Source organism: Litchfieldella rifensis (genome assembly GCF_042646605.1).
GTDB classification, from domain to species: Bacteria; Pseudomonadota; Gammaproteobacteria; order Pseudomonadales; family Halomonadaceae; genus Litchfieldella; species Litchfieldella rifensis.
The window spans coordinates 1-22,710 of record NZ_JBHRUG010000012.1 but is presented as its reverse complement, the minus strand read 5'-3'; the positions used below and the strand labels follow the sequence as shown (position 1 = coordinate 22,710).

Below are 22,710 nucleotides of genomic sequence, written 5' to 3'. Positions count from 1 at the left end.
GCGTCAGTCGCAATGTCAGCGTTGATGAAGACGCGACGTGATCAGGAGAGATGAGCGCGACGCGGCTCGGGTCGTGTCACGATCCACACGCCCAGCAGACTGAGCCCGACGATCAATGCCAGCTTGAGCGTCAAGGCACTGATGGTAACCGCCAGCAGCACCACGGACAGTGTCAGCATGACGACGGCAATCCCCTTGGCGTGGCGCGGGATGGCGCGCTCGCGTTCCCAGGCGACGATCGAGGGGCCAAAGCGTGGATGACGCCGAATCCAGTCGGCGAAACGCGGCGAGCCCTTGGAGGCCGCCCATACTGCCAGCAGCATGAAGCAGGCGGTCGGCATCAGCGGCAGGAAGAGACCGATCACTCCCAGACCGAAACTCGCTCCCGCCAGAGACAGATACAGGATATTGCGCATGGGACGGATCAGATTCCTGATCGGCTGTGGCACCTGGCATTCTCCCTTCTGCTGGTCCAACGCCGAGTAGGCGTCGGCTATCCTTGATTCATTCAATCGTGGATGCCCGCATAATGGAAATGCGAATGCCCTATCGACAAGCTAGGCTCGTTCAATGCACGCCTTGCATGTGTAAGAGTGTAGCCTAAGGACAAGCTCTCAAGCACGCGTGCGAATGACGCTGTCATGACGAACTGCCGCGGCCACGACTGACCAACAAGGAATGACTGCATGTCGCTTTATCGTTTCGCCAGGATAGGGATACCCGTGTTGCTGGCCATGCTCTGGGGGCAGAGTCATGCCCAGGACAACGCCAGGCTGCGGTTGGTAGCCACGACCGGCATGATCAGCGATACCCTGCGCCAGGTCGGCGGAGAGCATATCGAGGTGCAGGGCTTGATGGGACCCGGCGTGGATCCCCACCTCTATCGTCAGACGCGCAGTGACATCTCGGCCATGACCCAGGCCGATGCGGTGTTCTGGAATGGCCTATACCTGGAGGCCCAGCTCGAGGAATTCCTCGAACGCCTGGCCCAGCGCAAGCCGGTATTCGCGGTGGGGGAAGCCGTTCCCGAAGCACAGCTCCTGGCGGACGAGGAATTCCCCGATCGCACGGATCCGCACGTGTGGATGGACCCGAATCGTTGGCGTCATGTCGTCGAAGCAACGCGCGATGCCTTGATCGAGTTGCGACCGGAAGCCCGCGATGACTTCCATGCCAATGCCGACGCTCTCCTCGAGCAACTCCAAGCCCTGGACGACTATGCCAGCCGGGCGCTCGGCAGCGTACCGGAATCGGCGCGGGTCCTGGTCACCGCCCATGACGCCTTCGGCTACCTCGGGGATGCCTACGGCTATGCGGTAGAGGGCATTCAAGGCTTCTCCACCGAAAGCGAAGCCGGGCTGGCACGTATCGAGACCCTGGTGAATCTGCTGGTGGAGCGTCGGATCGGTGCCATCTTCGTCGAAACCTCGGTCTCGGAGCGTAACATTCGGGCCCTGGTCGAGGGAGCGGCAGCACAGGGCTGGAAGGTGGATATCGGCGGCGAACTCTACTCCGATGCCATGGGTGCCCCGGACACTTACGAAGGGACCTATATCGGCATGATCGATCATAACGTCACCCTGCTCGCTCGCGCGCTTGGCGGCGACGCCCCGCGCGGCGGCATGAGCGGCAGGCTGGGCACCGGCAGCGAGGACCATCAGTGAAAGCCAGTCGCATCGAGGACCCGGCCATCGTCCAGAGCCCACTGGCGATTCAAGGGCTGACCGTGAGCTACGCACAGAAGCCGGTGGTCTATTCCGTGGACTTCATCGTCCCGCCCGGCAGCCTGACCGCGATCGTCGGTCCCAATGGCGCCGGCAAGTCGACGCTGCTCAAGGCGGCTCTCGGCATCAAGCGGCGCCTGTCCGGCGAAGTACTCGTCTACGGTGCCCCCTACGCACAACAGAGCCATCATGTGGCCTATGTCCCGCAGCGCAACAGCGTCGACTGGGACTTCCCGGCCACGGTGCTCGATGTGGTGATCATGGGCCTGTTCCGCGAGGTACGCTGGTGGCAGTTCACTCGTCGCCATCATCGCGACACCGCCATGCAATGTCTCGGCCGCGTCGGCATGGAGGCCTTCGCCAAGCGTCAGATCGGGCAACTCTCCGGCGGCCAGCAGCAGCGCGTGTTCCTCGCGCGCGCCCTGGCCCAGTCGGCGGACCTGACCATCCTCGACGAACCCTTCGCCGGGGTCGACGCAGCGACCGAAAAAGCCATCGTCGAGGTCCTGAAGGCACTCAAACAACAAGGCAAGACCTTGCTCTGCGTGCATCACGACCTGTCCACCGTGCGCGATTATTTCGACCATGTGCTGCTGCTCAACGTACGCCGTATCGCGGCCGGGCCCGTGGATCAAGCCTTCACCGCACAGACGCTGCAGGAGGCCTATGGCGGGCGCCTGAGCGCGCTGCAGCTCGAACGCATCGTGTCTCCCCCACTCTCGACACAAAAGGTCTGAAGCATGGAAGCCTGGTTGCGTGCCCTGACCTTCTCGACCGGCTACAACACCAGCCTGGTGACGCTGGGGGCCATGTTGCTCGGTGCCAGCGCCGGCATGATCGGCAGCTTCATCCTGCTGCGCAAGCGCTCGCTGGTCAGCGACGCCATCAGCCATGCCACCCTGCCGGGATTGGCGGTGGCGTTCATCGTCATGGCCTTGCTGACCGGCGACGGGCGCTGGCTGCCGGGGCTATTGGCTGGCGCGGGAATCAGTGCCGCCTTGGGACTGTGGGGCGTCCAGGGCATCAGCGAACGCACGCGGCTGGGCGAGGATGCCGCCATCGGTGCCGTGTTGTCGGTGCTGTTCGGCCTGGGCGTGGTGCTGATCACCGTCATCCAGGTCATGCACACCGGCGGCCAGGCCGGTCTGACCGGCTACCTGGTGGGTGCCACGGCCGGCATGCTGGCTGCCGAAGCGCACCTCATCGGCCTGTGCGGCCTACTGCTGTTGGTGGCGATCTTCATGCTGCGGCGGCAGTTCCTGCTGGTGTGCTTCGATGCGGAATATGCCTACACCAATGGCATCCAAGCGCAGCGAATCGACATGTTGATGCTACTGCTTCTGCTGGCGGTGACCGTGATCGGGCTGAAGGTCACGGGACTGATCCTGATCGTGGCCCTGACCATCATTCCGCCTGTCACCGGGCGTTTCTGGACCGACCGCCCACTGCACATGGTGGCAATCGCGGCGATCTGCGGCGCGCTGGCCGGCTATCTGGGCGTGACCCTCTCGAGCGTGCACACCGGCCTGCCCACCGGGCCACTGGTCGTGCTGAGTGCCTTCGGCCTGTTCGCCCTGTCGCTGTTGTTCTCGCCACGCCGCGGCATCGTCGCCATGCTGTCCGCCCATTACCGTTTCAAGACCAAGGTGCACCTGCGCCAGGGGCTGCTGGCACTGGCGCGTCGGGAAGCGATCTACGATGCCCTGACCCTGCGAGTATTGCGCCGCCACGGCTACATCCGCCGCGACCATGTCCCCACTCCTTCGGGGAAAGCCGCTGCCCGCGATGCCGATCATGAAGAGCAGCTGTGGTCGCTGTACCGCTCGCTGTATCCCGACGAAGCGGCCCATCTGGACCACCTGGGACTCGAACCGATCGGCAACTGCCTGCCTCCCGACACGGTCACGACACTCGAATCGTGCCTCCCCCTCTCACCGAGAGTCGCTTCATGATGGCCGACTTCCTGATGCTCAGCCTGGCACCGCTGGTGGTGGCGGTGATCATCTGCCTGACCTGCGCCCTGCTCGGCAACTTCCTGGTACTGCGCCGCCAGAGCCTGATCGGCGACGCCATCAGTCACGTCGCGCTGCCCGGCATCGTGGCCAGCTTCCTGATCACCGGCACCCTGGCCGCCTCGGCGATGATGTTCGGCGCCGGCGTGGCGGCGATCGTCACCGTGGCCTTGATCGAGTTGATCAAGCATCTGGGGCGCGTCGAGTCCAGCGCCGCCATGGGCGTCGCCTTCACCTCGATCTTCGCCTTCGGCGTGTTGCTGCTCGAATGGCATGGCGCCAGCGGCGTCCACCTCGACGTCGAGCATGCCCTGTATGGCAACCTGGAAAGCCTGATCTGGTTCGAGGGCCAGCACTGGTCGTCGCTGTTCGACCGCGAGGCACTGGCCGACCTGCCACCGCAGCTCGCCCGTGTCGCCTGGGTAGGCCTGCTGGTCGTCATCTTCGTCATCGTCGCCTGGCGACCGCTGGTGGTCGGTAGCTTCGACCCCGCCTTCGCCGCCAGCATCCAGGCACGCCCGGTCCTGACCGACCTGGCCCTGGTGATCATGGTAGCGATTGCGGCCATCGCCGCGTTCGAGGCGGTGGGATCGATCATCGTCATCGCCATGTTCATTTGCCCCGCCGCCGCCGCCCGCTTGATGACCGACCATCTCGGCCAGCAGATTGCCTGGAGCCAGGCGTTCGCCCTGATTGCCGCGGTGCTCGGCTATGTGCTGGCCGGCTATGGCCCTGGCTGGATCGGCTTCGAGGTCTCACTGAGCGCGGCGGGAATGATCGCCAGTGTCGCCGGCTTGATTCTGCTGCTGGCCTGCCTGTTCGGCCCCCACCGCCGCCGTGACGGCAGCCAGCCCGCCAACGCCTGAACCATGCCTGCCCGGCATGTGACGTGGCGATCATTGACGAGCGGGCAAGAGTCCATTCGCCGCGCGTGGACTTCACAGCGTGCCGTGAGGGCGTAAGCTAGGGGTATGCAAACCGAGACTTCCGGAGATCACGATGCCCCAGGTGCTGTTCATCTCGCATGGCTCACCGAGCCTGGTACTCAGTAACCATCCGGCCCGGGATTTCCTGGCCACGCTGGGCAGCCGACTCCCCAGGCCGAAGGGTGCCCTGGTGATCTCGGCCCACTTCGAAACCGCAGCCCTGACCCTCGGGGCGGCGGCCCACCCGGAGACGCTGCACGACTTCTACGGTTTCCCCGAGGCGCTGTACCGCATGCGGTATCCGGCCCCCGGGGTGCCGGATACCGCCCGAGACCTGGCCCAGGCGCTGCAGGCGAACGGCATCGACGCGGCGCTCGACCCGTCACGCCCCCTGGACCACGGCATCTGGTCGCCACTGTCGTTGCTGTGGCCGGAGGCCGGCGTGCCACTGCTGCCGGTCAGCGTGCCCGTGGCGCTCGATACCGAGCACCAACTGGAGATCGCTGCACGCCTGGGCGAGTACGCCGAACGCCACGAGCTGTGGTTGATCGGCTCCGGAGCCGCCACCCATAACCTGGGCGACCGCAAGACGGAATTCGCCGAGCCGGATGCCTGGGCACGGGAATTTCATGCCTGGGCGCGGGACACCGCCGAGGCCGGCGACGTGAAGGCCCTGGCCGACTGGCAGCGTCAGGCCCCCCATGCCCGCCATGCCCATCCGACGCCGGAGCACTTCCTGCCGCTGTTGATGAGCGTGGGCGCGATGCGTGGACAGCCGATGGCCACCCTTCACGAGAGCTTTAGTTTCGGCAATCTGAGCATGCTGATGCTGGCCAGCCAGACATTGGCCGAGCACTGGGGGCAGGCAGCCTGAGCCGCACATGACAAGGCCCACCGTGAGGCGGGCCTGTCATCTCGTGGGTTGCTGACCGATGCACTCAATGCTTCTGAATGGGAATCTCTCGCCGCTTGGGCTGGACCGACGCATCGCGTGGCAGGGTAATGGTCAGCACCCCGTTGTTGAAGGTCGCCTGGATATCGTCGACCTTGGCATCCTCCGGCAAGTCCAGCACACGCCGGAAGCTGCCGTAGGCACGCTCTACCCGCTGATAGCGATCCTCCCGGGTGCTGCTTTCCTGGCGCTTCTCGCCCTCGATCAACAGACGATGGTCGTCCAGCGACAGCTTGACATCCTTTTCCTCGACACCCGGCACCTCGACACTGATGCGATACTCGTCATCCCGCTCGGCGATATCGATGCTCGGCCGCAAGAAAGTGCTCAGGGTATCGGATCGCTCGCCGAGACTCGGCATACCGAACTGACGCAAGGTATCGTCCATCCAGCGATCCAGGTCGCGGTGCATCTGCCACAGCGGAGAAATCCCCGTGGTGCTCGGCTCGACCTCCCGTGAAACCGGCACAGGTGATCCGGGATTCTCGTGCGCTTCGCTCTTGAACCAGTTCCAGGGAGAAAACTTCTGCAGTTTCATACGCTCACCTCCTTCTTGCTTGGTGACGCAAACCAGCAATGGAAATCACCCTCTGTACTGCAAGAGTTGGTGGCGCCGAACGGCTTTTCAAGAGCCCCCTGGCCTGACATTGACCTGCGTCAACAATCGCGCGGAAGTGTTGGGCGACAAGCGCCATCAGTCGCGGAAGTTATTGAACTGCAAGGCAAGATCCGGGCCTTGCTCGCCCTTGAGCAGAGCGATCGCCTGTTGCAGGTCATCGCGCTTCTTGCCGGTCACGCGCACCTTGTCGCCCTGAATCTGGGTCTGCACCTTGAGCTTGGAATCCTTGAGCAACTTGACGATCGCCTTGCAGTCCGGCTGTTCCAGGCCCTGCTTGAGCTTGACGTCCTGGCGCGCCTTCACGCCACTCAGGACTGGCGGCTGTTCCTCCATGCAACGCGCATCGATCCCGCGAGCGATCAGCTTGTTGCGTAGCACGTCCAGCATCTGCTTGAGCTGGAAGTCAACATCGGCCTCCAGCGAGACAATCTCGACATTGAGGCTGAAGCTGGCATCGACGCCCTTGAAATCGAAGCGCGTCTGGATCTCGCGGTTGGCTTGGTCCACGGCGTTGCTGGCTTCGTGCTTGTCGAATTCGGAAACGATATCGAAGGAAGGCATGGCGAAGGTCCCCTGGCTGAAATCAGGCGACCGATTCTATGCTAGCCGGCCGGGCATTGCATCCGGCGCCCGTTCCTCCTGCCGCGGCCAGCGTCGCCGGTGCTTCGAGCAACGACTTGTCCATCTGCCAGGCGGCACAGCCATCGACATAGTAGTCGTCCAGCCAGCGCCGGAGCGTATAGCCCATGCGGCGATAGAGCCCCATCGCCACCCGATTGTCGGCACGTACCTCCAGCGTGATCAGCGCCAGATCGCGCTGGCGCGCCTCACGCTCCAATGCCTCGAGCAGGCGTCGCCCCAGCCCTTCCCCACGCGCCTGGGGATCCACGCAGAAGGAATACAGTCGCGCCACGCGACTATTGCGACGAAACAGCAACGTCCCATAGCCCAGCGGACGGTCGTCGGCATCCACCGCCATCCAGGTGACGGCGTTGGCACCTTTCAACAGGTGCGCCAATTGGCGGCGGCTGAAGCGGTCGCCATCGAAACAATCCATCTCCAGACGGCACAGGGCATCGAGGTCGGAGGGGCGCGCCGGGCGCAGCGAGGCAGTCATGTCGAGTTCTCAAGGATTTGCGCGAATTGTGGTCGCCACCAGAATGATTGTCACCCAACACGTCCATGAATTTTTTCAATCCTGGCGTTTGACGAAGCCAACTTCCTCGAGTCCCTCCCAGAACACGACGAAACGAAGCGAGCTTCGCGTTCTCTCCGTTGGACAGCCGACCACAGAAGCCTCAACCGGTTGGCCCACAAGTTGCAATGTCTGGAAGTGAGCGCCCTTCGGCTGTCAGCGAATGAGGCCCGCAGTGATACGTCATACATGAGGAATGCATCATGAATCATGACATTGACCGCACCCTGAATGAACTGGAGATGGAGGGCGAATGGGAAGCGCCTCTCACCGATGACGTCGATACCGACGAGCTGGAATGGGAAGCCGGAGAGCTCGGAGAGTTCGAAGCCCTCGAGTTCGAGGATGAGTATGACGAAGAGGCACAGGCAGCGGACTCACCGCTGACCGAAGAGGAGGAGATGGAGTTTGCCATGGAGCTGTTGGAGGTGACCAGCGATGAGGAACTGGAGCAGTTCCTCGGCCGCTTGGTCAAGCGAGCGGCACGTGGCATTCGCAAGGTAGCCAAACGCGGCCGGCGGTTTCTGCGTAGCCGGGTCGGGCGACGGCTGGTGAAGGTTGCCAAGGGGGTAGCCAAGCGGGCACTGCCCATGGCCGGCCGTGCAGTGGGTACAGCATTCGGTGGTCCCATCGGAGGGGCTATCGGCGGGGGAGTTGCGGGCGCTGCCGGACGTGCCCTGGGCCTGGAACTCGAAGGATTGAGCCCCGAGGATCAGGAATTCGAAGTGGCCCGCCATGTCGTACGCTTCACGGCTGGCGCTACCAATGCCGCTGTGGAGGACAATGAGCGTGGCGCACCCTCGGCTCAGGCTCTGCGCCGTGGCGTGGTCGCGGCAGCACAGCGACACGCACCAGGTCTGCTGCGAGGCAGTCGGCAGGGAGGCGGAGGCACGACGACATCGAGCGGACGCTGGATACGTCGCGGTAACCGAATCATCCTGAGTGGAGTCTGACCGTGGCCACTCTCGAGGCGTCGGCCCCCTTCCTGGCACGGGAGGCACGGGCGCTGCTGGCACGAGTGGGACAGCTCGAGCCCTTCTCGCTCAACACGCCCGCCGTACCGGCTGCGGCCCTCTCCCCCGCCACCATGAGAGCAATCGAGGCGCACCTGATCCAGGAGCGGCGCGAGCTGCATGATGAAGTGCAGGACTTCCTGGCCTGGCTCCACGACGCGGCGGGGCGTAATGCTTCGCCCGTCCAGCAACAGCGGCGGTTCGCCCTGCTCAAGATGCGCTTCAATGCCGAGCTCAACTCCCTGGACATCTTTGCCGATGTGCTCAACCAGCGCAGCGAGCACGAGACGGGGCTGTGGCTGGGGGGGCTGGATGTCGTCGCCACGGATGGCTTGTATCGCCCTAGCGTGCTCGAGCGGGTCCCTCCCGTGGTGACCTATCTCGACCGTGGTCATGGGGCCGCGATACGCCGCGCCCGTACCCGTCTGCCCGGACGTGGCAAGAATCCGGTGGCGGTGATTCGCGTACCGCGTGAGCGCATGGTCGGAAGTGGCATCGGCGCCTCCCTGCTCCACGAGGTGGGACATCAGGCAGCGGCGCTGCTCGACCTGGTGGCCAGCCTGCGCAGCGTCCTGCAGCAACGTGCGGCCCAGGCCGAGAATGATCGGCCGGCCTGGCGGCTCTGGGAACGCTGGATCTCGGAGATCGTGGCCGATCTCTGGGCCTTGGGCACCCTGGGCGTCTCCGCCACCACTGGTCTGATCGGCGTAATCAGCCTGCCCAAGCCCTTCGTGTTCCGCATGCGACTCGACGATCCGCATCCCTTGCCCTGGCTGAGGGTGCTGCTGAACTGCGAAATGGGGCGTCAGCTATTCCACGATCCCCAATGGGACCGCCTCGAGCGGCTCTGGGTACGCTTCTACCCGCCCTCTTCGCAGAGTCTCCCCCGTCGGCGACTGCTCCGCCTGCTGCTGGACACCCAGCCCGAATTCGTGAGGCTGCTGCTGGATCACCGCTCGACCAGGCTGCACTGGCGTTCGCTGCGCGAAGCGTTGCCGGCATCGACACGTTCACCCACTCGGCTGCGCCAACTGTTCACGGCCTGGGCAGGAGACACCGCTCAACTGTGTCGTGTCGGTCCGGCCCTGGCGATGGCCACTATCGGTCAGGCCGCGGCCGACGAGCGCCTCTCAGCCACTACCGAGAACCGCCTGCTGACCCTGCTGCTGCGTCACTGGGCCCTGAAGCGGCTACTGCCGCAGCAGGCGGGCATCACGGTGTGCCAGCGTCAGCTGGACCCACTGGCCAACCGCTATTCGCGGAGCCCAGTCAACACCCCCTGATCATAATGGGAGAAAGGCCATGACCAACGACAGCGTATTGAAACTGAAGCTAGTGGCCGACCCCGAGGTCGCCTACCGGGGCGACACGATCGAGCTGACCGCTATCGTACAAGGTGACGACCCGGGCGACGGCGACTACACGGACGCGTACGACTTTGAGTGGAATGTCACCGCCGGCCCCGAGCATGAAGAACTCAAGCCCGAGCTATTCAAGACGAGCGACGCGAAGCAGTTCGTGAGAACCGACAACATGGCCATCGCCAGCTACACGATCGAGGTGACGGCCACACCGAAGCGCGGAGCGGATGCACCCGACGATTCCGCCGCGCGCGGACGGCGGACGCGTCGCGGCGGCGATGCAACGACACCCCTGGTCGCCGACATGGAGATCAGGGTCCAGGGCGCCGCCCAGGACGTGCTGGCCGACCAGATACTCAAGGAAGGCATGAGCGTCACCGCCCGCACCCTCGTGCCCAGCGCCGATCAGGGACTGTGGATCAAGATACGCGAGTGTCTCAAGGGACGGCGCTTCGGGGAATACAAGGAGTTCATCGACGGAATCATGTGTGGTGACAAGCGCACGCCCAACTACGAGGAAATCGGGGTCATGCGACGCGAACGTTGCGCCTACCAGCATGGCGTCAATGGCTATCAGTTGCTCAAGGCGGCCACGGAGGTCTATTTGCTCTGCCATGCCTGCTGCGGCGACCTGAGCTATATCCGAGACTTCGACAGGGACGAAGAGCATTCCCGCCTTGGCTACCGCCCCTCACGGGAGGAGATGCAGGAACGCCTGACCGACTACCTGAATGGCAGCGTCAGTTCGCCGACCCTGCCCTACCTGAATAAGATCCTGGACAATCTGAATCTGCTCGATATGAAGCCAGACGCCTACCCCTATTGTGGCGACAGCGTGCGTGGGCAACCCTGCCTGTTCGAGCTGATCTGGTCCTATTGGCATGAGGAAGGCATGCTGATGCAGACGATCAACGCCATCACGCTGCGCTTCCAGAACCGCCGAGTGCGCCCCAACGGCGAACCGGACCCCCTGGCGAACCTCGCGCTCGACCCGCTACGTCCGCTCAACAACCTGCTGTGGGGCTATCTCCAGGATACCCACCAGCGCTTGACCGTCGCCCGTCGCGCCTACGAGTACGAGCATGAGTACGGCCTGCGCATCGTGGGCAAGGCGGTAGGCGATCTGCAGCCTGTCGAGCGGCGTACCCGTTTCCTGGAGGCCTTCCACGCCTTGCTGCATGCGGCCGCGGTGTTCTACCACGACGAGCAGAACAGGATGGTCCAGCCGGATCCCTTCCCGATCCTGGAGAAGATCCGCGCCGTGCACATGCTGCTCGCTGAAGGGGCTCACAACCAGTTCGGTGACCTGCCCTCCACGGCACGCATGGAGATGATGATCGCCCAGTGGCTGATCTCCCAACCGCCGATGCGCGAATTCCTGCAATCACGGGCCATGGTGCCCTACGGCGAACCCTGGATGGGCCAAGTCGACGCCATGCGCAAGCTGATGGGTTGGCCCGATGTGTCGATCAGCTACTTCTCCCGCCTAGCCTATGATGGCGAGATGATTCTGCTGTCGATCCGCTACGGCCACTGGACGGACGTCAGCGACGCCAAGCAAGCCGAGAACTGGATCCGCTACTGGCGGCCGGAGATCCAGGGCTATATCGAGGCCTACCGCACCGTGACCGGAGCGGACCTGGCGGCGAAGCCTCGGCGACCGGAGCGCATCGACACCACCCAGCCCAGCGTGTTGCTACAGCGGCGCAGCACACGCAGTGCCTCTTGATGCATCGGCGCCACCGCGCTCCCCGCCACAGCAGCAGAGTTGACCGGGGAGCGCTGGGCGGCGTCGACCACCTTACGCCAATGGAGGAGGACCCAGGCCATGAGATGCCACTGCGAAGGGTGTCGGACTCGACTGGTGCCAGAGCTGGAGGCCTTGGTCGACGGAGACCTCATGGATCAGGAACTGACAAGCGAACTGTCACCAACCACGGTGCCGACTCCCGGCCGCTTTTATCAGATACAGAAAGGCAAGGGCGGCCTCTTGACGACCACCGGCCGTGCCTATGGCCTTGGCGCCGGCACGGCGCGTCTGAATCGTGCCAAGGCGATCAACGGGCACCCTCAGAATCGAAAGTTTTGGGTCAGGCCAGCGAACGCATTCGAACGAAACCATTTCCCAAACGGCATCATCTCATTCTCGCCGATATTCACCTGCGGTCCCAACCAACGACGCGCAGAGCGTGGAGAGAAAAGGTGCTTTGCCCGAATCTATATACCGTCTGTAAAAGCTCCAAGACCCGATGAGAGTGATGCCTGTGGGGTGCCGACACGGACCTCGCATGACGAACTTGAGCTGGAGTTCGATATCGCAGAGCTTGAGCAGGAGTCTCGCCGCGTCACGGTTCGGCCCCGCCTCTGTTTGTTTCAAGACCATAGGCTCAGCACCCACCGCAATCATTTTCATTGTGGCGCGGCGCGGCAAGCCCGCCATATCGGCGCCATCGCCTCTCCAGTCATCGGATCTTGCCGCCGTCGCACAGGCCCAACTCCCTACGACACCGGCGCAGAGATCATTGCCGCCATCGAAGCCGCTCGAGACTGCCTGGGTCGGCGGGCCGTAGACGATGTTCATATCTTTAGCCACTCAGGCCCATCGGGAGTGTACGGGACAACGGCGGGTTCGGCTGGGCTTTACCAAGCCTCGAATCGCGGGGTCGACCGGAGCGCCGGCGGGAGGACGGTCACCGATATCCCGACGGCAGCACTGGCAAATAATGTGCGATTCGTGCTCCATGGCTGCAACACGGCAGCAGGAGCAGACAACATTGCCCGCTCGCTTTACCGACATCTGGCGGCGTCGCTGACCAATCCTCGCGTCTACGGCCACCACAACAGCGGCTGTGCCGGACGCAACAGTAGCTGGCGTGAATACTCGAACCGCCACCCCAGGGGCCGCAATCTGCGGTCGCTACCAGGCATCGTGAGCAACCAACCATTCGGTGGCCGGCGCGGCTGTTGCGGTGGCACTTGAAGCTATACTCTTCATATTGCTTAGCCCCGCTGGAACGGAACCATAGGAGTCCTAGAGGCTTCGCTCATTGCCCAAATCAGCCATAGCATCGCCATGCCCATGCAGATACTGCTGCACGGCACGCTGCGACACTTTCAAGCGGCGTGCCGAGCGGCCGGTGTCGCCGTCCTCCTCCGCCAGCACGATACGATAGGCCGTTTCCGCCACCGCACTGCGTAGTGCCGCCAGACTGCAGCCATGCGCCAGCGCCATGCGCACGGCCCGCTCCCAGTCCTCATCTGGCCACTCGCCGAGCCCGACGAGAGCCCCGGCCGCCTCCGTGTCCGGCAATGTGCCCAAGGTGATCGGCCCCGGCGGCACGTAGCGATGGGCCATGTACATCACCAGTTGACGCAGCTCGCGTACGTTGCCCGGATAGTGGCGCGCCACCAGATAATCGTGCACTGCGGCATCCAGGGGAATCACGGCCGCAGAGCCCATCGCCTCCTCCAGGAAGGTATTCACCAGTGACGGTATATCCTCGCGGCGTTCATCCAGCGCGGGCATTCGTAGCACGCATCCCGCGATACGATAGTAGAGATCCTCGCGGAAACGTCCCTCTTCCCGCTCGGTGATCAAGTCGCGGTGTGTGGCGCAAATCAATCGGAAATTCGTGTGCAACCACTGGTTGCTACCCACCCGCTTGTAGGTCCCCTCCTGAACCACGCGCAGCAACTCCGCCTGCAGTCGTAGCGGAAGCTCGCCGATCTCGTCCAGGAACAGGGTACCGCCCTCAGCCTGCGCGATGGCCCCCTCCCGAGCGTGGATCGCCCCGGTGAAGGCCCCACGCTCGTGGCCGAAGAATTCACTGCCCGACAACTCCGGCACGATGGTAGTGCAGTCGCAAACCACGAATCGTCGCTTCGGTTGACGGGGATCGAGATCATGGATCAACCGCGCCAGGAGTTCCTTGCCGGTACCGGTTCCCCCTGTGATCAACACCGGCGTGTCGCTGAACTTCGCCACCTCAACCGCTGCCCGCAATACCGCCAGCAAGTGTCGACTATGCCCTCGCAGCCGTTGCCGCACCTCGGGACCGGCCAACAGCGCATCGATTTCCAGCCAGCGTAACAGGCGTGCGGCAAGCATTGACGACGGTTCCTCACAGGCATCCCAGGCCAGCACATCCTCCGCTCCCGCACGCAACAATGCCCAAGCGCACTCGACGTCCACTCCACGTGCCGAAACGGCGATAGTGCGCACGTCCTGTCGCAGACGAAGCAGACGCAGGAAATCATGTAGGTCCGACGTCGGCTCGCCAAACAGCACGACTCCCGGGCCCACCGGCACGCCATCCGACAGATCCACGGCGATCCCTGCATGGTCGAGCTTCACCAGCAATTCACTCCGGGCGTCACCGGGAAAGTCTGCACCACATCGCAGCCACGCCTGCCCCCCGGCCATCATGATCCCTCTCTTGTTCTTGTCTCACGGGTGCCTGCTCTGCGTAGCGATCATCCAAAAGGACTCCCGACATCATCCACCAGTATGGGTCCGGCTTCAGGCGGCGGGAGACAATTTTGAGTATAGGGGAGTCATGCATATTGCGACGCATACCGACCCAACAACGTTTACAACCCTATTGATGGGACGCTCTTGCATGCAATTATTTCAACATCGAAGCCTATTGTTGCCTTGTTGCTTCATGCGCATGTTTCGGCCCTGCCGCTCGTTCCTGCTCAAGGAACCCCGTTCCCATGTGTCCTTTGCGAATCGTCGTCGACTGCCTCACGGCGAACCCTCCGATCCCCAGGCGCTGACAGCGGTCACCCCCGACCCGGGCCAAAACGATCATCGTGCTGGCCCGGGCACCAACCTGGGTCACCGTTTCGAGCATCTGGCCGAGATCATCGATCGGGTCGATGATCAGTCGCGGGACGGCGTATGCGTAGATAGCTGCCACGCCTTCGCCGCCGGGTACGATCTGCGCGCCCCTCGAATCGACAGTATCCCGCTGATCCTTGAAACCATCGGCCCGGCGCTGTGGTCGGAGGAGATCGCCTGGCTGCGCGCGCAACAGCCACCCGCGCCGAGCAAGCTTGGCGATAGCAATGACATCAACACTATCAGGGACGAATAATGCAAGATGACGGATTCTTCAATTGGCTGGGGGGAGCGATCGGTAACGCGATTCGCGCCCTGATCGATCTCCTGGCCAATGTATTCGGCGGGCTCTACTGGGCCGTCGACGATTTCGTCGATGGACTGTCCGATGCACTGGGCATCAGCGGCTCGCTGTTCAGCCTGATCGTACTGATCGTTGGCCTGATCATGCTCTATAAAGGGCTGCGCGCCTTTCTACGTGGATCGCTGCTCGGCGGTGTGTGCCGGGTACTGGTCGGGCTGCTGGTGCTCAGCTGGCTGATTGCCTGACACGCACGCGGCTCATTGAGCATTGTCACCGCTACGATTGGCTGCTTCCATGGCTTACTCAGGGTCGATCGCGACCCGAAAAACGACGACAGGAGAGGGACATCATGTTGAATCGCTTTGCGCTGCGCCACTGGGCCCTATCGCTACTGGCCGCGTTTTCCCTGGCTCCCGCAGCATTCGCTCAGCAACAGCCGCCGCCCGACGCCAATGTCGACATCCAGCAGGTTCAGGATTGGGAAGTGCACTGCCCTCAAGGCAGCACCGCCCAGGGCGCCTGCACGATGAGCCAGTTGATCAATGATCCGGATAGCGGCCAACCGTTGATGCGCGTGGTACTGGCCTACCCACCGGAAATCGACACCGCGGTGCTGGTCTTCCTGTTACCCCTGGGCGTGCGCCTGGCGCCGGGCATGCAGCTGAGCGTCGACGGTGGTGAACCGATCCCCTTTCCCTATCAGTTCTGTCAGCAACAGGGTTGCCGTGGCGACCTGCCGGTCAAGCCCGAGTTGATGCGCCAGTTGCGCGCAGGCAGCACCGCCACGCTGAGCGTGATCGGGCCGCGCGGCGAGCGCATGGACCTGGACATCTCGCTGATGGGCTTCACCGATGCCACCCAGCGCATCGCGCCGTAACCGGTTGCCCCATGCGCCGGGGACAGCCGCACCCGCATGAAAACGGGCCGCTCGTGGAGCGGCCCGTTTGCGTTGCGTTATTCCGAAGCGAGAGCATTAGACAGCCAGCGCTTGTCACCGACCTTTTGCATGAAATTATTTCAACATCGCAGCCTATTGTCGCCCTGCTGCTGCGCACGCATGCTAGCGCTATTTAAGTCTCTGCCGATCTCCTGCTCGAGGAAGCCCGTCTCCATGTGTCCTTTGCGAATCGTCGTCGACCGCCCCAGCGACTGGCGGCCCTACTACCCCTCCGAAGACCTGATCACCGCCAGCGACTTCCTTTCCGACGACCGACTCGCCACGCCCCAGCCGAGCGCGGATCAGGACATCGCCACCCATGTGATCAATTTGTGCGCCGACCTCGACTACCTGGAAACCGGCTACTATGTCTCGCTGCTCGCCCAGGCCCGCGGCCAGCGCGTCCTGCCATCGGTGGAAACGCTCAACCAGTTGTCGCGCAAGGCGCTGGTCGACCTGCAGCTCGACACGCTCGCGCCACTCCTCGGCGAACTGGCCAAGCGCGGTTCGCTGACCGGCGATACCTTCACCTTGCGCGTGCTGTTCGGTGAATGCCTGCATCCGGAGCTGGCCAAGCTCGCCCAACGGCTGTTCGAACGCCTGCCCTGCCCGTTGCTGGAAGCCCGTTTCACCCAGCGTCAGGGGCTGTGGCGTCTCACGCGACTGAAGCCACTCAGGCTGACGGCGCTGACGGGCGCCGAGCAGGACCTGTTCGCCACTGCCCTGAACCGCCATTCGCGCAAGGTCTGGCGTACCCCCAAGGCGCGCAGGCGCTATCGCTTCGACCTGGCGATCCTGATCGATCCGCAGGAAGCGCTGCCGCCCAGCAACAAGAGCGCACTCAAGCAGTTCATCCGCGCCGGCCGACGCCTGGGGATCGACGCCTCGCTGATCACCAAGCGCGACGAGGGGCGTCTGGCCGAGTTCGACGGGCTGTTCATCCGCGAAACCACCAGCCTCGATCACCACACCTACCGCATGGCCAGACGCGCCGAGCACGAGGGCCTGGTCGTCATCGACGACCCGCGTTCGATCCTGCGCTGCACCAACAAGGTCTACCTTCACGCCCTGCTGCGTGCCAAGGGCGTGCCCTGCCCCGACGGCCTGCTGCTCAACCGCGACGACCTCAAGCAACTGCGTGCCAAGGCCGCCGGCCTGACCTATCCCATGGTGCTCAAGGTACCGGATGGCTCCTTCTCGCGCGGCATCGTCAAGATCGAATCCGGCGAACAACTGGAGCGCGAGGCCCAACGACTGTTCCAGGCCTCGGCGCTATTGCTGCTGCAGGAGTGGCTGCCCACCGAATTCGACTGGCGCATCGGCGTGCTCGATGGCGAGGCGCTGTTCGCCAGCCGTTACTTCATGGCTCGCGGCCATTGGCAGATCTATGACCACTCCAAGGGCAAGGCGAAGAGCGGCGGCTTCAGTACCCACGCGCCGAACGAGGCACCCAAGGCCGTGGTCAAGGCCGCGCTCAAGGCCACCCGCCTGATCGGCGATGGCCTCTACGGGGTGGACCTCAAGCAGGTCGGCGAGCGGGTGGTGGTGATCGAGATCAACGACAACCCCAACATCGATGCCGGTGTGGAAGACACGGTGCTCGGCCCGCGGCTCTATGACCGAATCATGGCGGTGTTCCTCGAGCGCATGGAGGCAAGGCGCCGCCATAGCCGCTAGCGGGTTGGCGGACGCCGCGCCTTGCCTCCGTCAAGGCCACCCTCAACCATCGAGCTCGGGATAGTGGCGGAAGATGCCCTGCTCGTTGAAGGGCTGGCAACGCTTCGAGGCACGATAGGCGGCGATATTGGGGCGTGCGGCGACCCTGTCCGCCAGGGCGCTCACCGCCGGAGCCGTGGGCTCGAGGCGCTGCATGGCGCGGGGAAAGGCATAGCGCAAGCCGGCGACCATCTGGAACAGCGACAGATCGGCATAGGTCGGCGACGTGCCCACCAGCCAGTCACTCCCCTCGGGATTGCGCGACAGCACCTGCTCGAAATAGCCCAGGAATTTCGATAGCCGCTCGCCGAGGAACACGTCGGCGCGCCGCTTGGCCTCGTCTTTCTGCTCTTCATAATACAGGGAGGCGCCGAGCGGATGGTGCACGTCGTGTGCTTCGCCAAGCCAGTCGCACAAGGTGAGCTGCAGGCCCTGGACCCAGAAGCGGCGGCACTCGTCTTCCGGCACCAGCCCCAGGCGTGGCCCCAGGAACTGCAGGATATTGGCGACGTGGGAAACGACGATGTCCCCCGCTTTCAGGAACGGCGGTGCGAACGGCGGCTGCGATGCTTCCGGGTCGTCCAGATAGGTGGAAATGGCCGGCACGCCATGGCCGGGCGCCGGCGACCTGCCGATATCGAGGTAGTCGACACCGGCCTCCTCCAGCGCCAAGCGGATGAATTCTCCCCGGCCGGGAATGCCGGGCCAGTAATAGAGTTCATAACGCATGATCGAGCTCCTGTTTCACGTCACGTGCTTCCATCGCCGCGCCGGTCCTCGAGCAGGGTCGCGAATTCGCTGATTTCCGCTTCATGGGCGGCATCGCGCCAGGGTTCCTCAAGCGCCTCGGCATACCACTGCTGCATGGAGGATAGCGCAAGCAGGCGATGGATATAGGTCATCGCGGAGTCGCTGAGTTCCAGGCCATAGCTCTGGACACGAAAGGCGACGGGCGCGAAGAAGGCGTCGACCGCGGTGAAATCGGACCCAGCCAGGAACGGGCCACCGAAGCGGGCGAGGCCTTCGCTCCACAGTTCGTCGAGACGGGCGATATCCTTGCCCAGCGCGGCCGGCGTCTCGACGAGACGGGCCCGGATGCCGCAGTTCATGGCGCAGCGCTGGCGCAGGGCAGCGAAACCGGCGTGCATTTCGGCGCTGGCACATCGCGCCCAGGCTCGGGCGGCGGCATCCTGCGGCCACACCCCGGCATGGCGCTCGGCCAGGTATTCGACGATACCCAGCGACTCCCAGATGACACTCTCGCCATCGACCAGGCACGGCACCAGCCCGGAGGGTGAAAAGGTGCGGAACGACGACCAGTTCGTCACCCCCTCGAACGGCGTCAGGCGCTCCTCGAAGGGAATCCCGAGTTCGCGCATCAGGACCCAGGGCCGCAGCGACCAGGACGAGTAGTTCTTGTTGGCGATATGCAATCGATACATGGTGCCTTCCCTGTCACATGGCATGAACCGACACTATTGCCGGTGTTCGAGTCGACGTCCAGTGCGTCCTGAGACCGTCAAGACCAGAGAAATTCAAGAATGGCATCGCCCCCGGGCAACGGGCACAAGCCTGGGCCATGGCAGCGCCGGGGCTCCGAGGGACGCGTCGCCTCGCCGTGGCGGCGATGATGGACTAGCTTCAGATCATGAGGAAGTAGAGCTCTCACCCCCTGGTGACCAGGGGGGTAGCGTCAGGGAGGCAGGGAACCGTGCGACTCGAGCCATACCGATGGATGGCGCTCGCCGTGGTGCTATTGACCATCCAGGGGTGCGACGGCCCCCCGCCGGATATCGACCTGGGCGGTCCCACGGGCGAATGGCGCCACTATGGCCGCGGCCTCGACGGGCTGCGCCATTCGCCACTCGATCAGATTCGCCCCGACAATGTCGCACGGCTGGAAGAGGTCTGGCGCTACGAAAGCGGCGACTTCTCCGAGGGCGATGCGAACCAGACGCGGACCTCGTTGCAGGTGACACCGATCGTCGTCGCCGGGCGCCTGGTCTTCTGCACGCCCTTCAATCGCGTCATCGCCCTGGACCCGGAGAGCGGCGAGGAACTCTGGCAATTCGACCCCGAGCTCCGCCAGCGCAAGCTGCACGGTGCCTACCCCCTGACCTGCCGTGGCGTCAGTTACTGGCAGGACGACGCGGCTGGCGACGGGGAATGCCGGGAGCGTATCTTCACCGGCACCCAGGACGCCGAACTGATCGCCCTGGATGCCGCGACGGGACGTCCCTGCGCCGATTTCGGCGACGGCGGCCGGCTGGCGCTGCGCGACGACCTGGGCGAGGACGTCCCGGCCTGGGAGTACTACGTCACCTCGGCGCCACTGGTGCTCGACGATCTGGTCGTCGTCGGCGCCCTGGTGGCCGACAATGTCCGTGTCGATGCCCCGCCGGGCGTGGTGCGCGCCTTCGACGCCCGCAGCGGGGAGCTGGCGTGGGCCTGGGACCCGACGCCCCCCGATCAGCCGCCCTCGCACAGGGAGGGCCCCTATCGCCGCGCCACCGCCAATGTCTGGGCGCCCATGGCCGCCGATGCCCAACGCAAGCTGCTGTTCGTCCCCACCGGCAATGCCCCACCGGACTACTTCGGCGGCGAGCGTCAGGGACTCGACTACTATTCGTCGTCGGTGGTCGCCATCCACACCCATGGCGAGCGGGCGGGCGAGGTCGCCTGGCGCTACCAGACCGTGCATCACGACCTGTGGGACTACGACATCGGCGCCCAGCCGACGCTGTTCGACCTGCACACCGCCGACGGCACGGTCCCGGCGGTGGCCGTCTCGACCAAGATGGGCCATGTCTTCGTGCTCGACCGGGAGAGCGGCGAGCCCCTGCACCCGGTCGCGGAGCGCCCCGTGCCCCAGGGAGCCGCACCCGGCGACCACCTGTCGCCCACCCAGCCCTTCCCACTGAAACCACCGACCCTCTACCCACCGCGGCTGACCGCCGAGGATGCCTGGGGCCTGACCTTCTGGGATCGCGGCCGCTGTCGCCGGGAGATCGAGGCGCGCCGCTCGGAGGGCCTGTTCACCCCGCCCAGCGTGCAGGGGTCGGTGCATTTTCCCGGGGCACTGGGCGGCATCAACTGGGGTAGCGGCGCCCTGGATCCGGAGACCAACGTGCTGGTGGTCAATCAGTCGCGCATTCCCACCGGTGTCATGCTGGTCCCCCGCGAGGAGTACGAGGCCCTGCCCGAGGAGGAGAAGGGTGTCGCCGAGGGCGGCCTGCCCGGCACCACCAAGCTGTACGGCGAGATGCGCGGCACGCCCTATGCCGTGCGCCGCGAGATCCTGCTGTCGCCACTGGGCATGCCCTGCAGCGCCCCGCCCTGGGGCACCCTGACCGCGGTCGACCTGAATGCGGGCGAGATCCTCTGGGAAGTCCCCCTGGGTTCCACGCGCGGCCAGGCCCCCTGGCCGCTGTGGTTCGATCTCGGCGTCCCCAACATCGGCGGCCCCATCGTCACCGCCAGCGGCCTGATCTTCATCGCCGCCACGCCCGATCGCTACCTGCGGGGTTTCGACCTGGCCAGCGGCGAGGAGCTGTGGCGCGCCGACCTGCCCTACGCCGGCCATGCCACGCCCTTGACCTACCGGCTGCGCCCGGACAGCCGGCAGTTCGTGGTCATCGCCGCCGGCGGCCACGCGGTGTCCGAGCCGGGAGACGCCATCGTCGCCTTCGCCCTGCCGGAGCCGGAATGAGTGGGCTGACCGAGACCTGGGTCGAGCGTCCCGGCTACCGGCTGCGGGTGCGTCACAGCGACCAGCCGCAGCGCCCGCTGGTGCTGTTCCTGCACGGCTACCCCGACAGCCAGCGCATGTGGCAGGACATCATGCACACGCTCGCCGACACCTATTGGGTCGCCAGCCTGGACTGGCCGGGAGTACCGGCCGGGGAGCCGCGCCAGCCCGCAGCGCGTTATCGCATCGCCGCACTGCTCGAGGACATCGAGGCGGTGATCGAAGCGCTGGGCGCGTCACGCGTCCACCTGGTGGGCCACGGTGGGCTGGTCCTATGTCACCCACCCCGACTACGGCAAGCGAATACTGAGCTGGAGCTTCATCTCCGGGCCGCATCTGGCGATCTGGCGGCAGTGGGCCCGCGAGGAACTGGGCAGCCTGCGCCCACGCCGCATGTGGCCGGCGCTCAAGCAACTGCTGCGCTCCACCTATACCCTGCCGCTGCTGGCCTGGCCGCTGGGCGAGGGCCTGTGGCGCCTCGGCGGCGTCCCCGCCTGGCGCCTGGTGCTGCGCCTGGCCGGCGGCGTACCCGCCGGCGATTCCCTGCTCGACGAATCGCGCGCCCAGGTACTGTCGATGGCATTGGGCCCGATGGCGCTGTATCGCCAGAACATCTTCCACCCACCACCTCTGCCGCCGCGCGCGAGCGTCACCTGCCCGGTGCAGATGATCGTCGCCGCACGCGACCCCTTCGTTTCGGAGGCCAGCTACGCCAACCTGTCGGACTACGTCACCGACTTGCGGGTCGCGCCTCTGCCCGGCTCGCACTGGGTGACCCGCAGCCACCCCACCGAAACCGTCGCCCTGCTGCGCGATTTTCTCGCAGAAATCACTGAACCGGCGTCGAGCGCTAGCCACTCCCCCTCGAGGGACGGGGCCAGGTAGTGACAAACGCCAATGGATGAATAGCGCCGGTACTCACGCGCCATTACAACAGTTCGCGAGAAACATCGAGCACCCGACCATCAACCGTGCGCTGCAACTTGTCTTCGATCTCGCTGCAAAGGGACTCGACCTTCTGCGGCGATATCGCGGCCACCACGAAGGACCATTCGCTGGATTCCAGTCGGTCACGATCGGCACTTTCACACACGGCCACCGCCGGGTTGCGCCCAAAACGCTCGTGCAAGCCACCCATGCGCTGACGTTTCTCCTTGAGTGAACGGCACCCAGGCAAGGAAATTTTCAGTGTCAGTACGCCGATGTGCATGGGCCCCCCTTTCACCATCTGTGCCGTCCGCAAATGACGATGAGTCGTAGATACTCCGTTTCGACTCAAGCGTTCATATGCTCATCGCTGAAGAGCAACGAGGAATCGAATGGGGTTTGGCTCTGCATGCAGGCCCACAGGCCGGTGAGG

At 64.5% G+C, this 22,710-nt stretch carries 23 protein-coding genes and 1 pseudogene; 16 read left to right on the top strand and 8 right to left on the bottom strand.

Annotated features, from left to right (window positions below; translation table 11 throughout):
• Positions 1 to 41: 41 nt before the first annotated feature.
• Positions 42 to 449, bottom strand: a complete 408-nt coding sequence (locus tag ACFOEV_RS04980) for a YbaN family protein (RefSeq protein ID WP_386772036.1) — start codon at positions 447 to 449, stop codon at positions 42 to 44.
• Positions 450 to 686: 237 nt separating this feature from the next.
• On the opposite strand from ACFOEV_RS04980, the gene ACFOEV_RS04975 reads away from it, so the two are divergent.
• The 5 genes from ACFOEV_RS04975 (at position 687) to ACFOEV_RS04955 (ending at position 5,536) form a co-directional block, all read left to right on the top strand.
• On the top strand, positions 687 to 1,664 hold the full coding sequence (locus ACFOEV_RS04975) for a metal ABC transporter solute-binding protein, Zn/Mn family (protein WP_386772035.1): 978 nt from the start codon (positions 687 to 689) through the stop codon (positions 1,662 to 1,664).
• The gene (locus ACFOEV_RS04970) at positions 1,661 to 2,461 is read left to right on the top strand and encodes a metal ABC transporter ATP-binding protein (RefSeq protein ID WP_386772034.1); all 801 of its coding nucleotides are present in this window, start codon (positions 1,661 to 1,663) and stop codon (positions 2,459 to 2,461) included. The genes ACFOEV_RS04975 and ACFOEV_RS04970 overlap by 4 nt, the downstream gene beginning before the upstream one ends.
• Positions 2,462 to 2,464: 3 nt before the next feature.
• Positions 2,465 to 3,676, top strand: coding sequence for a metal ABC transporter permease (locus ACFOEV_RS04965; RefSeq protein WP_386772033.1), 1,212 nt, complete (start codon positions 2,465 to 2,467; stop codon positions 3,674 to 3,676).
• The gene (locus tag ACFOEV_RS04960) at positions 3,673 to 4,602 is read left to right on the top strand and encodes a metal ABC transporter permease (RefSeq protein ID WP_386772032.1); all 930 of its coding nucleotides are present in this window, start codon (positions 3,673 to 3,675) and stop codon (positions 4,600 to 4,602) included. The genes ACFOEV_RS04965 and ACFOEV_RS04960 overlap by 4 nt, the downstream gene beginning before the upstream one ends.
• A gap of 133 nt (positions 4,603 to 4,735) precedes the next feature.
• Positions 4,736 to 5,536, top strand: coding sequence for a DODA-type extradiol aromatic ring-opening family dioxygenase (locus tag ACFOEV_RS04955; RefSeq protein WP_386772031.1), 801 nt, complete (start codon positions 4,736 to 4,738; stop codon positions 5,534 to 5,536).
• A 64-nt stretch (positions 5,537 to 5,600) separates the two neighbouring features.
• Here the strand turns inward: ACFOEV_RS04955 and ACFOEV_RS04950 are convergent, their stop codons facing one another.
• From ACFOEV_RS04950 to ACFOEV_RS04940, 3 genes are all read right to left on the bottom strand, one after another.
• Positions 5,601 to 6,152: an Hsp20/alpha crystallin family protein gene (locus ACFOEV_RS04950; RefSeq protein WP_386772030.1), complete on the bottom strand. Its 552-nt coding sequence runs from the start codon at positions 6,150 to 6,152 to the stop codon at positions 5,601 to 5,603.
• Positions 6,153 to 6,308: 156 nt separating this feature from the next.
• Positions 6,309 to 6,794, bottom strand: coding sequence for a YajQ family cyclic di-GMP-binding protein (locus ACFOEV_RS04945; protein ID WP_386772029.1), 486 nt, complete (start codon positions 6,792 to 6,794; stop codon positions 6,309 to 6,311).
• A 22-nt stretch (positions 6,795 to 6,816) separates the two neighbouring features.
• Complete coding sequence (locus tag ACFOEV_RS04940) at positions 6,817 to 7,350, bottom strand: GNAT family N-acetyltransferase (protein WP_386772028.1); 534 nt, start codon at positions 7,348 to 7,350, stop codon at positions 6,817 to 6,819.
• A 281-nt stretch (positions 7,351 to 7,631) separates the two neighbouring features.
• Here ACFOEV_RS04940 and ACFOEV_RS04935 point away from each other — a divergent pair, with 281 nt between their 5' ends.
• From ACFOEV_RS04935 to ACFOEV_RS04920, 4 genes are all read left to right on the top strand, one after another.
• Positions 7,632 to 8,381, top strand: a complete 750-nt coding sequence (locus tag ACFOEV_RS04935; RefSeq protein WP_386772027.1) for a hypothetical protein — start codon at positions 7,632 to 7,634, stop codon at positions 8,379 to 8,381.
• A 2-nt stretch (positions 8,382 to 8,383) separates the two neighbouring features.
• Positions 8,384 to 9,724: a hypothetical protein gene (locus ACFOEV_RS04930; RefSeq protein WP_386772026.1), complete on the top strand. Its 1,341-nt coding sequence runs from the start codon at positions 8,384 to 8,386 to the stop codon at positions 9,722 to 9,724.
• Positions 9,725 to 9,743: 19 nt separating this feature from the next.
• Positions 9,744 to 11,531 (top strand): hypothetical protein, encoded by a 1,788-nt coding sequence (locus ACFOEV_RS04925; protein ID WP_386772025.1) that lies wholly within the window; start codon positions 9,744 to 9,746, stop codon positions 11,529 to 11,531.
• Between the two features lie 171 nt (positions 11,532 to 11,702).
• Positions 11,703 to 12,782, top strand: coding sequence for a hypothetical protein (locus ACFOEV_RS04920; RefSeq protein WP_386772024.1), 1,080 nt, complete (start codon positions 11,703 to 11,705; stop codon positions 12,780 to 12,782).
• A gap of 51 nt (positions 12,783 to 12,833) precedes the next feature.
• Here the strand turns inward: ACFOEV_RS04920 and ACFOEV_RS04915 are convergent, their stop codons facing one another.
• Entirely contained in the window at positions 12,834 to 14,228 is a 1,395-nt protein-coding gene (locus tag ACFOEV_RS04915) for a sigma-54-dependent transcriptional regulator (RefSeq protein ID WP_386772023.1), read from the bottom strand.
• Positions 14,229 to 14,520: 292 nt separating this feature from the next.
• Here ACFOEV_RS04915 and ACFOEV_RS04910 point away from each other — a divergent pair, with 292 nt between their 5' ends.
• The 4 genes from ACFOEV_RS04910 to ACFOEV_RS04895 all read left to right on the top strand — a co-directional run bounded on the left by ACFOEV_RS04910 (position 14,521) and on the right by ACFOEV_RS04895 (position 17,563).
• Positions 14,521 to 14,901, top strand: a complete 381-nt coding sequence (locus tag ACFOEV_RS04910) for a TIM barrel protein (RefSeq protein ID WP_386772022.1) — start codon at positions 14,521 to 14,523, stop codon at positions 14,899 to 14,901.
• The gene (locus tag ACFOEV_RS04905) at positions 14,901 to 15,194 is read left to right on the top strand and encodes a hypothetical protein (RefSeq protein ID WP_386772021.1); all 294 of its coding nucleotides are present in this window, start codon (positions 14,901 to 14,903) and stop codon (positions 15,192 to 15,194) included. The genes ACFOEV_RS04910 and ACFOEV_RS04905 overlap by 1 nt, the downstream gene beginning before the upstream one ends.
• Before the next feature lie 104 nt (positions 15,195 to 15,298).
• Positions 15,299 to 15,826, top strand: coding sequence for an invasion associated locus B family protein (locus ACFOEV_RS04900; RefSeq protein ID WP_386772020.1), 528 nt, complete (start codon positions 15,299 to 15,301; stop codon positions 15,824 to 15,826).
• 234 nt (positions 15,827 to 16,060) lie between these two features.
• The gene (locus ACFOEV_RS04895) at positions 16,061 to 17,563 is read left to right on the top strand and encodes a RimK family protein (RefSeq protein WP_386772019.1); all 1,503 of its coding nucleotides are present in this window, start codon (positions 16,061 to 16,063) and stop codon (positions 17,561 to 17,563) included.
• Between the two features lie 42 nt (positions 17,564 to 17,605).
• On the opposite strand, the gene ACFOEV_RS04890 is transcribed toward ACFOEV_RS04895, so the two are convergent.
• Both ACFOEV_RS04890 and ACFOEV_RS04885 read right to left on the bottom strand, forming a co-directional pair.
• Positions 17,606 to 18,331, bottom strand: a complete 726-nt coding sequence (locus ACFOEV_RS04890) for a glutathione S-transferase (RefSeq protein WP_386772018.1) — start codon at positions 18,329 to 18,331, stop codon at positions 17,606 to 17,608.
• 20 nt (positions 18,332 to 18,351) lie between these two features.
• The gene (locus tag ACFOEV_RS04885) at positions 18,352 to 19,044 is read right to left on the bottom strand and encodes a glutathione S-transferase family protein (RefSeq protein WP_386772017.1); all 693 of its coding nucleotides are present in this window, start codon (positions 19,042 to 19,044) and stop codon (positions 18,352 to 18,354) included.
• A 269-nt stretch (positions 19,045 to 19,313) separates the two neighbouring features.
• Between ACFOEV_RS04885 and ACFOEV_RS04880 the strand changes: the two genes are divergently transcribed.
• The 3 genes and pseudogenes from ACFOEV_RS04880 to ACFOEV_RS04870 all read left to right on the top strand — a co-directional run bounded on the left by ACFOEV_RS04880 (position 19,314) and on the right by ACFOEV_RS04870 (position 22,235).
• Complete coding sequence (locus ACFOEV_RS04880; RefSeq protein ID WP_386772016.1) at positions 19,314 to 21,311, top strand: pyrroloquinoline quinone-dependent dehydrogenase; 1,998 nt, start codon at positions 19,314 to 19,316, stop codon at positions 21,309 to 21,311.
• A pseudogene (locus tag ACFOEV_RS04875) lies at positions 21,308 to 21,598 on the top strand (alpha/beta fold hydrolase); the annotation flags it as partial. The gene ACFOEV_RS04880 and the pseudogene ACFOEV_RS04875, both read left to right, overlap by 4 nt.
• 13 nt (positions 21,599 to 21,611) lie before the next feature.
• Entirely contained in the window at positions 21,612 to 22,235 is a 624-nt protein-coding gene (locus ACFOEV_RS04870; protein WP_386772125.1) for a hypothetical protein, read from the top strand.
• A gap of 43 nt (positions 22,236 to 22,278) precedes the next feature.
• Here ACFOEV_RS04870 and ACFOEV_RS04865 read toward each other — a convergent pair whose 3' ends face one another.
• A complete protein-coding gene (locus tag ACFOEV_RS04865) occupies positions 22,279 to 22,560 on the bottom strand; it encodes a DUF503 domain-containing protein (RefSeq protein ID WP_386772015.1) in 282 nt (93 codons plus the stop codon).
• Positions 22,561 to 22,710: the final 150 nt, after the last annotated feature.

Bases quoted from the DNA above. Each gene is read 5' to 3' on its own strand.
- ACFOEV_RS04975 (WP_386772035.1), top strand. From the start codon at position 687: ATGTCGCTTTATCGTTTCGCCAGGATAGGGATACCCGTGTTGCTGGCC.
- ACFOEV_RS04965 (WP_386772033.1), top strand. From the start codon at position 2,465: ATGGAAGCCTGGTTGCGTGCCCTGACCTTCTCGACCGGCTACAACACC.
- ACFOEV_RS04960 (WP_386772032.1), top strand. From the start codon at position 3,673: ATGATGGCCGACTTCCTGATGCTCAGCCTGGCACCGCTGGTGGTGGCG.
- ACFOEV_RS04955 (WP_386772031.1), top strand. From the start codon at position 4,736: ATGCCCCAGGTGCTGTTCATCTCGCATGGCTCACCGAGCCTGGTACTC.
- ACFOEV_RS04950 (WP_386772030.1), bottom strand. From the start codon at position 6,152: ATGAAACTGCAGAAGTTTTCTCCCTGGAACTGGTTCAAGAGCGAAGCG.
- ACFOEV_RS04945 (WP_386772029.1), bottom strand. From the start codon at position 6,794: ATGCCTTCCTTCGATATCGTTTCCGAATTCGACAAGCACGAAGCCAGC.
- ACFOEV_RS04940 (WP_386772028.1), bottom strand. From the start codon at position 7,350: ATGACTGCCTCGCTGCGCCCGGCGCGCCCCTCCGACCTCGATGCCCTG.
- ACFOEV_RS04935 (WP_386772027.1), top strand. From the start codon at position 7,632: ATGAATCATGACATTGACCGCACCCTGAATGAACTGGAGATGGAGGGC.
- ACFOEV_RS04925 (WP_386772025.1), top strand. From the start codon at position 9,744: ATGACCAACGACAGCGTATTGAAACTGAAGCTAGTGGCCGACCCCGAG.
- ACFOEV_RS04920 (WP_386772024.1), top strand. From the start codon at position 11,703: ATGGATCAGGAACTGACAAGCGAACTGTCACCAACCACGGTGCCGACT.
- ACFOEV_RS04915 (WP_386772023.1), bottom strand. From the start codon at position 14,228: ATGATGGCCGGGGGGCAGGCGTGGCTGCGATGTGGTGCAGACTTTCCC.
- ACFOEV_RS04905 (WP_386772021.1), top strand. From the start codon at position 14,901: ATGCAAGATGACGGATTCTTCAATTGGCTGGGGGGAGCGATCGGTAAC.
- ACFOEV_RS04900 (WP_386772020.1), top strand. From the start codon at position 15,299: ATGTTGAATCGCTTTGCGCTGCGCCACTGGGCCCTATCGCTACTGGCC.
- ACFOEV_RS04895 (WP_386772019.1), top strand. From the start codon at position 16,061: ATGTGTCCTTTGCGAATCGTCGTCGACCGCCCCAGCGACTGGCGGCCC.
- ACFOEV_RS04890 (WP_386772018.1), bottom strand. From the start codon at position 18,331: ATGCGTTATGAACTCTATTACTGGCCCGGCATTCCCGGCCGGGGAGAA.
- ACFOEV_RS04885 (WP_386772017.1), bottom strand. From the start codon at position 19,044: ATGTATCGATTGCATATCGCCAACAAGAACTACTCGTCCTGGTCGCTG.
- ACFOEV_RS04865 (WP_386772015.1), bottom strand. From the start codon at position 22,560: ATGCACATCGGCGTACTGACACTGAAAATTTCCTTGCCTGGGTGCCGT.